The sequence below is a fragment of the Aliifodinibius sp. S!AR15-10 genome, from assembly GCF_031569985.1.
In the GTDB taxonomy this organism is placed as follows: Bacteria; Bacteroidota; Rhodothermia; order Balneolales; family Balneolaceae; genus JAMQKA01.
The window spans coordinates 23,353-37,237 of record NZ_JAMQKA010000017.1 but is presented as its reverse complement, the minus strand read 5'-3'; the positions used below and the strand labels follow the sequence as shown (position 1 = coordinate 37,237).

Sequence of the window (13,885 nt, the reverse complement as noted above, 5' to 3'; positions counted from 1 at the left end):
CTATCATTCATAATAGTGAACCTATTAGTTTAAAAACACCCCCTATCCCAATGCCTTTCCCAAATCCTCAAGGAGATCTTCGGGGTGTTCCAGTCCCACACTGATTCGAATAAGATTCTGCGGGGTAGTGGAATCTTCCCCTTCACTGCTGCGTCGGTGCTCCCATGTACTTTCGACCCCGCCCAGGCTGGTTGCGCGTAAAATTAACTCGGAACGACCGACGGCACGGATCGTCTGTTCCTTTTTGCCGGAATAGAGAAAGGAAACCATACCTCCGTATCCATTCATCTGGTTTTTGGCAATTTCGTTACCGGGATCGCTCTCGAGCCCAGGATAAAATACCCTGTCCACTTTGGGATGGTCCTGTAAAAACCGGGCCACGTGACCGGCATTTTCGTTATGCCCCCGCATCCGGTAGGGTAGAGTGCGAATACTGCGGGAAAGCAGCCAGCAATCGCGTGGAGAAGGTACCGCGCCAGCGGTAATTTGAATTTGACGAATTCGTTTAAATATACCCTCTTCCTGTTTGGCTACCACAGCTCCCCCCAAAATATCGCTGTGACCTCCAAAATATTTGGTTGTGGAATGCAGAGAAAGATCCGCTCCCAGCTCCAACGGCAGCTGGTTGACCGGTGTTGGCCAGGTGTTATCAACGCAAACCAGCAGGTCGTTCGACTTGGCCAGCTTGCAAAGTTCGGCAATATCACTGATCAAAAGCATTGGGTTTGACGGCGTCTCGATCCAAAGCAGCTTGGTGTCACTATTAATGACATCCTCAACCTTGTTGAGATCCGTCATATCTACGTAATCACATTGCAGCCCCCAGGGAGTCATCAGCTGCTTCATCAGCTGACGATTGCCGTGGTAAACATCCTCTGGCATAATCACATGATCACCAGGTTCGAGGGCCTGGAACACGGCTGCTGCAGCAGCAACCCCCGAAGAAAACGTGGCACAAGCCTCCCCCTCTTCCAGATCTGCTATCAAAGCTTCCAACTGGGCCCGATTGGGATTCTGCGCCCGCGTGTAGTTAAGATCACCGGGCTGGGACCCTTGTTGATCGTGTTCAAAAATTGTACTCGTATTCAGTGGGGGGACAACGGCTATTGATTCCTTGAGAACATCGAGTCCGGAGTGAATGGCTTTGGTTTCGAGGCGCATAGTATTTTTGAATTGATTTGGGCTGAATGGTTTGGGATAGCGAAGGTAAGAATTTAAAGCCAGGGATGAAGCATCTACTGTTATGAAGAATGAATTTAACTGAAATTATTTCAACCCATAAGATACTCCAACCGCCCATTACCTGTTATTCAGTAGTGAAGTGTGTAAAAGGCCAAAATAACCACGTCACGCCGTCGTAAAGGCTATGCGACGGCGTCGTACAGCCTTCATGACGTAGTCATATGATCTATTTGACTATCGTCACATTGGCTATTCGACGATAGTCATTCAGGCAGTATGACGGTAGTCAAAATGAGTAATTGACGGTAGTCATACAGACCATTTGACCGTAGTCAGCAGGGCAATTGATCCTTCGTATTTCCTAGGTCGGGAGTGCAACTGCCTCCCAACGAAGAAAGGCCGGTACACATCAACTTTGAAGTTTCCCTGCTCGACCATTCAACGGCTCAACATTTCAACCTCAACGTATTTCCAATCAACAAGCATCACAACAGGTGGCGGGTGCTTCAGAGGATAACCCTTGAGAGGATGAACCACTTAGCCCCCAACTTGACGAATCTGAGAACTTATTTTGGATACGGATTGCATTTGCGATAGCGATCAGTGCTACGCCCACATCGGCGAAAATTGCGGCCCACATTGAGGCAAAGCCCACCATCGCCAGCCCCATAATGAGCACCTTGATTCCCAGGGCAAAGCCGATATTCTGCCAGACCACACGGTGGGTGAAGCGGGCAATATCGATGGCAACCGGAATTTTTGACGGCTGATCGGTTTGAATGACCACATCGGCCGTTTCGACGGTAGCATCCGAGCCGATACCACCCATGGCGATACCGACATCCGCCAGTGTGATGACCGGGGCATCGTTCACACCATCACCGATGAAGCCCACTGTTTTGGACGGGTGCAACGCTTGTTCCACGTGCTTGTACTTTTGGTCGGGGAGCAGACTTCCATAGGCCGCATCCAGCCCAAGTTTCCCGGCCACATGATCAACGACATCCTGGTTATCACCAGAAAGCATGATGAGCTCATTAACACCCAGGGATCGGAGCTTGTCAATCGCCTGCTTGCTGTCCTCTTTGATGCGATCGGCAATACTGATCGTACCTGCGTGTTTCCCGTCAACCCCCAGGTATACATAGGTGTTGGGATCACTAAATCCATTGGCTTGAATCTTGATGCCGTTGTCCACTAACAACTGCCGGTTTCCGAGGAGCACTTCACGTTGATCGATTCGACCTTTGAGTCCCTTTCCGGAGATCTCCTGCTGCCCCTCCACATCGTGCAGCAATTGCCCATTGCTTCGGTTCAAGATCGCCTTGCCGATGGGGTGAGTGGACTGTTGTTCCAGTGAGGCGGCCAATTGCAAAAGCTCCTCTTTGCTGTATCCATTTACCGGGTGGATCTCCTGAACCTCAAAACTACCTTCCGTGAGCGTTCCGGTTTTATCCAAAAACAGGGTCTTCATTTTTCTGAGCTGATCCAGGTAATCCGAACCCTTGAGCAGTATGCCGTTGCGCGAAGCCGCTCCAATTCCACCAAAATAGCCGAGCGGAATCGATATCACCAGTCCACAGGGACATGAAATTACCAGAAAGACAAGAGCGCGATAAAACCACTCCTGGAACAGGTAGGTGTCAACCATCAGATAGGGCAGAAACGTTAATCCCACTGCCAGCCACACCACAATGGGGGTGTACACCCGGGCAAATTTGGTCATAAACCGCTGCGTCGGGGCTTTTCGCTGGGCAGCCTCTTGTACCATCTCCAGGATGTTGGACAACTTGGTATCCTCATGCCTGCTGGTCACTTTGATGCGAACCGGCTGATCCTGGTTGATGGATCCCGCCCATATTTCGTCGCCTGACTTCCTCGACATCGGCTTGGATTCGCCCGTCAGTGCCGCCGTGTTGAACGAAGCTTTTTCGGTAAGCAGTTCGCCATCCAGCGGCACCTTTTCGCCCGGCCTGACTTGAATAACTTCACCTACCTTGACTTTGGAAGGGTGCAACATTAGGGCCACTCCATCTCGTTCAACCATCGCAACATCGGGCTGCTGGTCGATGAGTGTTTTAATAGAATGCCGCGCCCGGTGAACAGCATTGCTTTGTGCGTATTCGCCGATCATATAAAAAAGCATTACAGCCACACCCTCGGCATATTCACCAATTGCAAAAGCCCCAACCGTGGCGATGCCCATCAGCAGAAATTCGCTGAAAATGGTCCCTTTTTTAATAGATCTGAATGCACTCATCCACACCGGACCGCCAACCACCAGATAGGAAAGTCCATACAGTGTCAGGTACACATAATGTTGGTTCGGGAAAGAGAAAGCATGCTCTAAAATTAATGCCGCGACCAACAATAATGCGCTGGCGGCAGCTTCTTTATACTTTGTGAGGAATGATACCATTCTGCTATTTCAGTTCTTGGATATTACAATCTATCCAAAGATACCCCATATTCAGAAATTGCTCTTACATCTTTATGTAAATCTTGTGCAGGATTATGTTAGCAACAGCTATTACCGCGTTGAACAGGCGGGCATGGGTGGTCTCCAAATGAACAGAACACGCAGCAGTCACCTTTCTCCGGTTTCAACAGGTTTCCACAACCGGGACATTCCCAAAAATACTGGCACGAATCGGCAGGCATTGTTTCTTTCGAACAGGTGCCACATTGCGGACAGGTGATCGTAGATTCATATTTAATGTTGGGTTGATCGTCTTTCATCTCAGGTTTCTACCGGTTTCATTTTCTCCTTCAAGCGCTTCAAGAATAGGACATTCACCTATTGGACCGTTTTTATCGCAGCTGTCAATCAACTCTAACAGTGTTTCTTTTATTTGCTGAAGATCGTTCATTTTGTCAACCACATCCCGGTACTTTTTCTCGGCCTCTGCTTTTATTTCATTGCACGTTGTGCCTTCATCCATCCGCAATTCCAGCAGTTCCTTAATTTCACTAAGCGTAAAACCCAACTCCTGGGCTCGTTTTATGAACCTGAGTTGGTCGATATGACGCTGAGTAAAAATACGGTATCCGGATCGTCGGCGGTCGGGTTTGGGGATCAGGTCACGTTTTTCATAATAACGCACGGTCTCTTTATTGACATTTGCTTTTCGTGCCACTTCACCAATCTTAAACGTAGTTATCCCCTCATACTTCTTTTCTCTGTCTTCTCTCATCTTCTTAATGCTTAACTGGAATTTAAAAGCCCACTGGAGCTTATTTAAGCAGCCGGTTTATATCCCAGCTGCCATAAATTTACTCTTTTTTAACCATGGTTTTACCACAACAGCATGTTGGATTTTGAGTTCCCGAACAATCACTGGGTGCACCTTTCGTAACAGTAATCTCGCACCCGCAGTTTTCATCTGGACATTGATAGACTTCTCCTTTTTTAAGTGGCATAATGGTCCTTTTTTATTTCAAATTAGTGATTCACTTGAAATATAAGGCCTGTACCATGGTCGAGAGTCAAGTGTTTTCCCAAATTACAGCTGATCGATAGAAGTCCGCTTGTTTTCCTTGACTTCTTTAAAATGGGAGGGGGAAAGTCCGGTCTCTTTTTTAAACTGGCGCGAGAAGTGCTGCTGGCTACTGTAATCGAGCTCCAGGGCAATTTCGCTAAGCGTTTTTTCATCATAGACGATCAGCTCCTTGGCCCGTTCAATTTTTTGCAGGATGAAGTAGCGCTCAATGGATTTACCCTCCACTGCAGAGAAAAGCCGACTGAGTTGCTGGTAATCCTTTTGGATATTTTCAGCGAGATATTCCGAAAGATTCATCTCGAGGGGCTGTCCCGAACGAACCTGTTGTATGATATAATGTTTTATTTTTTCCACTATACGGCTGTTTTCATCGTCGATAAGATCAAACCCGTTGTCCCTTATAACTGACACCAGCCGGCTATAGTCAACTTCATCCACAGGTTCAGCAAGGAGCAACTCGCCGAGCTCAATTTTTTGCACCTCGAAGCCGGCATCGATCAGTTTTTCCTCCAGCACTTCAGCGCAATGGCTACACACCATATTTTTAATATGAAAATGTTTTTGGTCCATAGGCTTATAAGTTAAAAGAAAGTTTTAAAACTATTACCACAAGTGTCCAATGGCATGATAATACCTGAAACGAATTTGGGAAATAAAAATTCAATAGCCTATCATGTGACACTTGGAGAAATGTATTAGTTCTGCCAGGTTTTTACAGCCGGTCTTTTCCAGTAAATGAGTACGATGTGTTTGTACCGTATACACACTAATGAACAGCTCATCGGCTATTTCTCCGGATGATTTACCTGCCGCATAAAGCTGTGAGATTTCTCTCTCCCTGTTTGTAAGAATATCCAGGTTGATCATGCTTTCAGAAGCACTATTGTAGACCAGCATGTCGTTTGTTTTTGGGATAAACATAGATACCTGAGGAGGATCATTGATATCTGGCGTTTTTAGATGTGATATGTCAGTGAATAAGGCCAAACAGAGCCATATCTTTTGATCATCGTCGAGCCGGACCACAATTTGCCGGGTGAGCGTACGTGCCAGTTCTCCCGATTTTTTCCGTGAAATATGGTCAAAATTAGCGGATGTCATCAACATCTGGTGAGGCGGCATCTGGTGGACATATTCCCAGGCCGCTTTAGACAGTTTAAAGTGAAGCTTGCTGTGTTCTTTGATGAGCAACTTTTCCAAGAAAAATCTTGCGCCCATCTCATACATTAGCTCAGCCGGGTACCCCAAGACCTGCTCTATGCAATCACCAACATATAAAAAATCTGCTGAGCTGTAGTCTTGAACTACATACGAGAATGGCCCAAACCCACTACCAAAACGGGTTAGCAACTCCTGAACGTCCTCTAAAGCCACTTGGTGCGTTCCTCTTCGATTTCCCGATTCCCAGAGAGCTTTGTAGGAATCAAACAAGTCATCATTTTCAGTCATCAAACCTTTTGGCTTTGATGTTCTTTCGATGGGTTTTTACTGTCTCAACACTGATGTTTAGTTCACTTGCAATTTGATCAGAAGTAAATCCGTGATTAATATATTCCTGAATTTCATTCTCGCGGGGAGTCAATTGCAGGCATGATTTAGTGTCCACTTTCTGCTCCCAATAAAACTCTATATCATTAATCTTTTTATTGTAGACGTACAGTTTAACCACGCGATCCATCTTCTCTTTGCAGAGCCAACTCATATCAATAAACCGGGCTTTCAAAATTTTGGGGAAATCATTCTCACTGAACGCTACAACCTCATTTTGGTGTAAAATATTTATAACATCACCCCACAGGGTTTGCACCCGGTATTCCTGTATAAACACCCGATTATTGAATTCTTTTCTCCCTTTACTGAAGAAGTTATTTAGTATTATGAGAGATTGATCAACAACGGCGGGCTTTTCATCCTCCAGGATTAGCTCAAAAATACTTTCCTGGCTCTTGGTTACCACGTCACGCTCAAGTCCTAATATCTTTTTAACTTCAGGACTCGAATAGAGAAGGTCAGAACATTCAAAATCAAAAAACACGAAGAAGTAAGGAGCAGGCAGTAAAGTCCGTTTCTCTATTTTAATTAACTCATCCAGTGAGACATCTATCTGCGAAGTTCTATCGGGAGGAAAAAACGTACTCCATCGCTCCTTGATTATGTTATATCCTGCGCCCAAAACTCACACTCCCAATTACTTAAAAATGGGTATTTACCATAAATAAAATTTAATACAAATTAATGGTAAACCAAATAAAAACAGCATCTTACAATACGGAAACGTCCTGATAATAAATTATCAGATGAAATAATTTCATAATTATGCTTGATTTCAAGAGAAAAGGACTAATATGAAACTAACTGACCTTCGTCCTTGCAAGAGATAATCAGGTAGTATTACAAAGTGAACACGCACCACAGAACTTTTTAACGAAATCCCCGTATAGGTTTCAAGTCGCCGCAGCTGGAACATAACTTACTTAAAACTCACTGGTTGCGACGGCTTAAACGATCAAAGTAGGTGCCGCTCGTCAAAAATAAATAGTTCTTGGTTAAGCCTGATCCAAAATACCAGTACTACTTACTACAGCAGAGGTGCTCACGTGATTTATCAATGGTTTCAGACTATTGGGTGAATCAGTATAAATAAATCAGGAGGTAATAATGACTTGGATAATCTTAACTCTCGCGCTTTCAATATCAACTACGGCTGATCCCGCGTATAGTATAGAACGCATCTGTATGGGTAATGGAATTCACGCAGCTGTTATCAAGTATAATAAGCAGTATTACGTAATAACATCCAGAGCACCGATTGTGAAATCCTTCATGATCGCATATCTGCCCAACCCAGAGCACGGCGGTCCAAGACTGATGGAATACAAGAATGGTCGTGGACAACAAACAATGTCCGTTAACGTACTAAGCCGACAAGTGTATAAGTACTCCGGCTTTTATGGTGCCAGATCTGTTTGCAGACAGGTAACACAGCGGTAAGATTACAACAATATTTTCTTTCAATTCCGGTGGGGCTGATCAAACAGTCTGCCAGATCTTAGCTACGAGCCGTTCACATACTCTGTTGTGAACTATATACCCTATACCCTAGGTAACAAGCAAGGGAAACGACTTGAACGTCGTTTCCCTTTTTTATAACAAATAGAAATCGTGCGTATGTTAAAATGTAATTGATTTGATAATCTCAACTACTTCCGGGGAGTAAAGCTGTTCCTGCCTCTTCACTTCGCCTTCCGGTTCAATCTGTGCCCCGTACATAATCAGCCACACCTGTTCGGCGCCTTCGATATCTGTTCCGTGGCTTCTCCAGGTATACAGCGGCTGGGTGCCCCTGCCATGGTCGGTAGTAATGATAAAAGTCGTTTGATCTTTGTAGTAGGGGTCCTCCTGTGTGTAATTCCAGAGCTCGCGCAAAAAAGAATCGGTGCTGTGTGCGGAGTTTAGATAGGCCTGGTAGTCGCCATCATGGGCAAAATCGTCGGTCTCCCCGTAGGCGATGTACACGATATCGGGGTGCTTCCGCTTCATATACTCCAGGGCGTAGTTATGAGTAAACATATCCAGGCGGACAGAGCCCCATGGACTCGGCGTGCGCGGCTGCTCTTTGTTAAGAAATCTCTCGATCCTGGTGAGATTATCACCGCGGGCCGATTCAAACCCAGCGTTGACCGGCACGCCACTGCGCTCCTCATTGATGATATAGGGAAACACATCCCAGCTACCGAAAGCTGCAACCTTGCCCTTGTATTCTGACATGTTATTCAGCTCTTCAAGGATAGTGATATTGGGATTATTCATCTTGTCATTGCTGTCGATCCGCTCGTCGTCGGCCCGGCCGGTGAGGATCTCGTTATAGCCCGGGTAGGAAAACACCATGTTGTTGGTCAGGTTCACCTTACTGCCCAGCGTGCGGTTGCCATGTATCGTGCCCATCTCAGCGACTCGGTTCCAGATAAACGGCATCAACGCTTTGCGTCGGGCCTCGGGATTGTCACGCCAAAACTTCTCTTTCAAAGATGTACTATCAGAGACATAGGACTTATTTGCAATCAAATTGGGATCGGCACCGGTAAAAAGCTCCTGCCACCGAAGGCCGTCCAGAGTGATCAGGATTACTTTATCTTGCTCGCCCCCGTTATCCTGGGCATAGAGCCTGTTGTCATCAAAGTGAAGAAGTGTTAGGAAGAGGAGAAAAGCTAAAACTGCCAGGTATTTATTCATTTTCATTTTTGAGATGTCATTTTTAAAGATGTTAAAATTCCAGCAACACCTATCCGCTGTAAATAATGTATTACCGTTCAAAAGAACCATCGGAATAATTTGCCATTCTCGATATACCGATTATGCCGATCAGCAGTGCGGGACCAGCTCCCAAGCTGATGATCGGCCGTTTATTTACAATTATTGCAGTCACCAGGGTGTAGCGCGGATGGTGTCGTTCCCTTCACCAAACTGCCGGCTGATCGCCTCCGATACGTTCTGGTTGTTGTTTTGATACTCACTCTGTGGGTAAATCCACCGTTTGGGCGGAGTCCCACTTTGCGGCTGGAGTAGTTCCGGGTAGCCCGTTCGGAGCTGCTCGAAATAGGGCGTCCAGCCTCCCTGCAGGAAGGAGCGCAGGTATTTCTGAATCACGATAAGGTGAATTCGCTCTTCATCGGAACTGGCATTGGAAAAGTCTACTTCGGCATTTTGCAGGTAGGTATCCGCACTTTGACTGTTGACATAGGAAGCATAATCCTCGGCATGTCGGTTATAGAATTCGAAGTTAGCTCTCACCCCGTTCTCGTAATAGGTCTGGGCCGTTGAGCTGTTGATCCAGCCCCGGACGCGAGCCTCGGCCAGGATCAGCTGCAGCTCGGAGTAACCCAGCAGCACATGGGGTTCGTTGGTGGGATCGATGGTATACCGCAGGTCTACCTTGGAGATGTTGCCGGCCGCCGCCTTGTCGTCGTTCTTACCGTACTGCCCGATCGGGTTCCCGCCCTCGTAGGCATCAAAGTCGTCGGTGGCCAGTCCCTGCTCCTTGGCATTCTTGGTCTGGTCGGCGTAGATAAACAGGCGCGGATCCTGACGATCCTGCAGCCGCTGGATAAAAGTGGAGTCGACATACAGTCCCGAGCCGTAATCACTGTCATTGAACTCGCCGTACTGGCTCCCGATCTGGTCGAAAAACTCCAGCTGCCCGTTTTCGTCAACAGAGGAAATAATCGGCTCATTTTCTGTAATTGTGGCAAACCGGTTCTCGATATCAAGATCGGCATCGCCCTCTTTATTGGAGAGCGTCATCAGCACCTTGAGCCGGAAGGAGTTGATAAGCTTGCGCCACTTGGCCGCATCCCCGGAGTAGATGATGTCGCCCCCAATGATGTCATCATCTTCCAGGAGGCCGTTCGCCTCCTCCAGCTCATCCAGTATCCCCTGGAATATCTGTTTTTGCGGATCAAATTTGGGTTCATAGATCGCATCTGATTCCCCGGACAGCGCCTCCGAATACGGGATATCCCCGAACCGGAGGGTCAGCTCATAGAAGTAATAGGCGCGGAAAAACTTCCCGAGCGCTTCGTACGCTGGCTTTTCCGTGCGCTGCGCCTCCTCAATCATCTTAGTGACGTTGCGCAGGCGATCGTATTCATCAAAGTCGCCCCGGTTCCACTTGAAGTACTGCAACTCATTTTCACCGGCCGTACTTACAATAATCCGGCTGGCATAGAGTGGACTTTTGCCTTGCACCTGGAAGGCGTTTTCCTGTACCTGGGTCAGCAGCAGCTGGGGCGGCGTCTCCGAAACGTTGTTGGGATTCTCTCCGATCACGCTCAGGTCTTCGCATGAGCATAAAAAGAGTACAAATGCTAATGTTGTCAGAAGTAAATTTCTCATTTTACAGGTGTTTAAACAGTTGTGGAGTCTATATTCGTTATAATTTTGCATCTATCTTGAGTCCCACGTAACGGGTCGAGGGGTCCTGCAGGTTGTTGTCGTTACCGAAGTCGGGATCAATGATGATCGCCTTTTTAAGGATCGCAAGGTTATACCCAAAAGCGGTCAGGCTGACTTTTTTAAGACCTGCATTTTTGAAGAGGTCACTGATATCGTAGGTCAGCGATACATTCCTGAGCTTGAGGTAACTGCGGTCAAAGATGTTGGCAAATTTCTCGCTTTCATCCTGCGTTACCGCAGCGCGATAAGGATAGTTCTGCGACCACTGCTGCCATCCCACGGCGGTCTCATTCGGTTTGAACACGCGAGTGTCCTCAATCACATTTCCATCGACATCGGTTTTCAGCTCGCCTCTCACCACATTTACGCCCTCTGGAACATAGACCGGCTCTCCAGCAGCGTATTCCTCATCCCGCCAGGTGGTAGATTCCGGGTGCTTGCCGCCCCACCACATCTTTTCGACGGTCAGGGAGCGCATGACCCCGCCTACGGCACCGTCGATCCCGATATCCAGTGTGAAATCCTTGTACTGGAACTTGTTCTGCAGGCCGTATCGCCAGTCGGGATTGGTATGCCCCTTCAGCTGGGGAAACGGATCGCGTGTTGGGAGACCGGTCTTCTCATCCAGGATTACCTGCCCGTCCGGCGACTTCATCCAGCCGGTGGCATAGTAGTTGTCAGCGCGCTCTCCAACCGAAAGGTTATTGTAGGTTTCCCGGTCGCCATAGATGCTTGTCAGTTTGCGCACCCAGGTGTACCAGTTGGTCGTGAGGCCCCAGTTAAAATTGCTTGTTTCTACTGGATATGCGTTGACGACCACTTCCCAGCCATTGGTCGTATACTCGTTGCCGTTCACTTTTCGACTGTTGAAACCGGAGGCCTCTGATACCGGCAGGTTAATGATCTGATTTCTATCCACCACGTTGAAGTAGGTGACGTCGAAATCGACCCGGTTGTTGAGGATTCCAGCTGACAAACCCAGTTCGGTAGAGATCGACTGCTGCGGTTCGATATTGGGATTTACGATGCCGGAGGGGTATTTAAGCTGGGGATTCCCGTTGTAATCGCCCGACTTCTGGTAGTAGGCCACCGTCTGGTAGGGATTGTTGGAGTCAGGATCAAGGTCGCTGGATACCCGTGCCCAGGAGCTGTAGAGCTTCAGGTAGTCGAGGCCGCTGGGTAGATCCACCAGATTCGACAGCATCACACTAAGGGAAGCCGAAGGATAGAAATAGGAGTTGTTGGATTCCGGCAGGGCCGACGACCAGTCATTTCTGCCAGATAGGTTCAAGTAGAAAGCATCGACAAACTCAAGATCGAGTGTGGCATAGAGACTTCGGATCGCCTTCTTGCGCAGCAGGGTGGAGGCCTGCACATTCCGGTTGGTATTGTTCAGGCTGTAGACGCCCGGCACGACGAGTCCGTCGGTGGAATTGTAATACTCTTCATACTTCTGGTAAAAGGAGTTGACCCCGGCGTTCACGTTGACAGCCAGGAAAGAGGCCGGTTCAACCTGGAAATTCACCCTGAGATCATTATCCAGGGAAAGCCCTGCCGTATTCCAGGTTTTGTAAAATCCATCCCGTGGATCGCCATACCGAAGGTACGACTTGGGGCGCTCCTGGTCTTCAAACTTGTCATTTTTGTTAAGCGAGGTGCGCGCCTGCAGGTACAGGTTTTCCATCAGGTCCCATTTCAAACTAAACTGCCCGCGGTACACGTCGGAGTTGTACTCCTGGTTCCGCTCGTACGCCCCAAAATAGGGGTTGTTGTACCAGGCGTAATTCCAGTTGGCTTGATTGTACCCCTCCTGCCCGGGCACCCAGAAATTGTTTCGAAGCGCATCCGGATCCACATCGGTGCCCTGCCAGACCAACAGTGTGTAGATATGGTTGTTCGGCCCGTAGCCATACGCCGGGTAGTTGGGAGAATACACCTTGTTATAGGTGAGCTTATTGTCGAGCGTTACCGTTGGGCTCAGCTCAAATGTAGAGGCAAAGCTTACACCGCCCCGGCTGAGTGAGGTGTTGGGCACCTGCCCCTGCTGGTAGGAATAATTCCCGGAAAACCGATACTTGGCTTTGTCGCTCCCGTAAGCAACAGAAAATTCCGTACTGGGAATGATCCCCGGACGCATAAACTCCTTGAGGTTGTCGTGCGATTCCCATGCAATCGGCACCCGCTCGTAGCGCGACTTGTCATCATACTTGGTTCCCTCGACTGTTCCGTACCATTCGATTGTTTCAGCGGTCTGGGTATCGAGGATCGGACTGTTCCACTGGGCAATCTTCTTCCCTTCTTCAAACTTAGGTCCCCAGATCATGTCGCCGTCGGCAATGCCGCCGTCCTTGCCATCCCAGAACTCATACTGTCCGTTGGAACCGTTCCCGTACTCCTTCTGGGCTTCCGGGAACACAGTGTACCCAGCCGATACCATGGTGCTGGTGGAGATGTCGATCACCAGGCCTTCACTCTGGGCATCTTTAGTAGTGATAAGGATTGCACCATCTTTACCACGCGCGCCGTACAGTGCAGAAGCTGCCGTCCCTTTCAACACATTGATTTCCTTGATGTCATTTTTGGAGATATCAAACAGGTTCGACTCCACCGGGATATCATCCACAACGATGAGCGGTTCCTTCCCGCGCAGCGAAAATTGTGCCTCCTGGAACATGCCGGTGGGATTGTCTACTGAAAGGCCGGCCACTTTCCCTGTAAAGAGATTTCCGAGGTTCTGGGCATTGGTGTTGGTAATGGAGGCCGTTTCGATCTCCTGGGTAGAATACCCGATCTTCTCCTTAATCTGGGTCAGACCGAGTGCAGTGACAACCACATCTCCCATCTCATTGGTCGACAGGCTCATGGTCACATTCAGGGTTCGCCTGCCCTGCACCGGGATGATGCGGGTATCATACCCGATGAATGAAAATACCAGGGTATCACTTTCTGATACACTGATTTGGTACTGTCCATCTATGGTAGTAGAAGTACCGTCGGCAGTACCTTTTTTGATAATGTTGACACCGGGCAAAGCTTCTCCACCGGTGTCAATAACCTTTCCCCGCAACTGGTAGTCCTGCGCATGGCTCACCATGCATATGGATAGAAATCCAAGTAATAATAGGTAACGTTTCATTATATCCTTCCTGAAAGCTTTTGTGTTCTGGTAATTTGGTTGGTGAGGAAGCTATCGTTCAGGATTTAGGGAAGTGTTACAGGTGGGTTACCTATTTGTTATAAAACAAAAGCTC

12 protein-coding genes are annotated in these 13,885 nt (G+C 48.0%); 1 reads left to right on the top strand and 11 read right to left on the bottom strand.

What is annotated here, in order from left to right:
- Positions 1-42 precede the first annotated feature (42 nt).
- From NC796_RS12700 to NC796_RS12665, 8 genes are all read right to left on the bottom strand, one after another.
- Complete coding sequence (locus NC796_RS12700; RefSeq protein WP_310684873.1) at positions 43-1,161, bottom strand: aminotransferase class I/II-fold pyridoxal phosphate-dependent enzyme; 1,119 nt, start codon at positions 1,159-1,161, stop codon at positions 43-45.
- A gap of 496 nt (positions 1,162-1,657) precedes the next feature.
- On the bottom strand, positions 1,658-3,601 hold the full coding sequence (locus NC796_RS12695) for a heavy metal translocating P-type ATPase (protein ID WP_310684871.1): 1,944 nt from the start codon (positions 3,599-3,601) through the stop codon (positions 1,658-1,660).
- A gap of 98 nt (positions 3,602-3,699) precedes the next feature.
- Positions 3,700-3,921 (bottom strand): GDCCVxC domain-containing (seleno)protein, encoded by a 222-nt coding sequence (locus NC796_RS26815; RefSeq protein WP_409070375.1) that lies wholly within the window; start codon positions 3,919-3,921, stop codon positions 3,700-3,702.
- Positions 3,918-4,376, bottom strand: a complete 459-nt coding sequence (locus NC796_RS12685) for a MerR family transcriptional regulator (protein ID WP_310684870.1) — start codon at positions 4,374-4,376, stop codon at positions 3,918-3,920. Before NC796_RS12685 ends, NC796_RS26815 begins: the two co-directional genes overlap by 4 nt.
- Before the next feature lie 79 nt (positions 4,377-4,455).
- Entirely contained in the window at positions 4,456-4,602 is a 147-nt protein-coding gene (locus tag NC796_RS12680) for a hypothetical protein (protein ID WP_310684869.1), read from the bottom strand.
- An 83-nt stretch (positions 4,603-4,685) separates the two neighbouring features.
- A complete protein-coding gene (locus NC796_RS12675) occupies positions 4,686-5,252 on the bottom strand; it encodes a helix-turn-helix domain-containing protein (protein WP_310684868.1) in 567 nt (188 codons plus the stop codon).
- A 90-nt stretch (positions 5,253-5,342) separates the two neighbouring features.
- Positions 5,343-6,131 carry a helix-turn-helix transcriptional regulator gene (locus NC796_RS12670; RefSeq protein WP_310684867.1) on the bottom strand — a complete coding sequence of 263 codons (789 nt, stop codon included), beginning with the start codon at positions 6,129-6,131 and terminating at the stop codon, positions 5,343-5,345.
- Positions 6,124-6,855: a helix-turn-helix transcriptional regulator gene (locus NC796_RS12665; RefSeq protein WP_310684866.1), complete on the bottom strand. Its 732-nt coding sequence runs from the start codon at positions 6,853-6,855 to the stop codon at positions 6,124-6,126. The genes NC796_RS12670 and NC796_RS12665 overlap by 8 nt, the downstream gene beginning before the upstream one ends.
- A gap of 485 nt (positions 6,856-7,340) precedes the next feature.
- On the opposite strand from NC796_RS12665, the gene NC796_RS12660 reads away from it, so the two are divergent.
- The gene (locus NC796_RS12660; RefSeq protein WP_310684865.1) at positions 7,341-7,673 is read left to right on the top strand and encodes a hypothetical protein; all 333 of its coding nucleotides are present in this window, start codon (positions 7,341-7,343) and stop codon (positions 7,671-7,673) included.
- A gap of 180 nt (positions 7,674-7,853) precedes the next feature.
- On the opposite strand, the gene NC796_RS12655 is transcribed toward NC796_RS12660, so the two are convergent.
- The 3 genes from NC796_RS12655 to NC796_RS12645 all read right to left on the bottom strand — a co-directional run bounded on the left by NC796_RS12655 (position 7,854) and on the right by NC796_RS12645 (position 13,770).
- Positions 7,854-8,921 (bottom strand): sulfatase-like hydrolase/transferase, encoded by a 1,068-nt coding sequence (locus tag NC796_RS12655; RefSeq protein ID WP_310684863.1) that lies wholly within the window; start codon positions 8,919-8,921, stop codon positions 7,854-7,856.
- Positions 8,922-9,104: 183 nt separating this feature from the next.
- Entirely contained in the window at positions 9,105-10,574 is a 1,470-nt protein-coding gene (locus NC796_RS12650; RefSeq protein ID WP_310684862.1) for a SusD/RagB family nutrient-binding outer membrane lipoprotein, read from the bottom strand.
- Positions 10,575-10,611: 37 nt separating this feature from the next.
- Complete coding sequence (locus NC796_RS12645) at positions 10,612-13,770, bottom strand: SusC/RagA family TonB-linked outer membrane protein (protein WP_310684861.1); 3,159 nt, start codon at positions 13,768-13,770, stop codon at positions 10,612-10,614.
- Between the last annotated feature and the right edge of the window lie 115 nt (positions 13,771-13,885).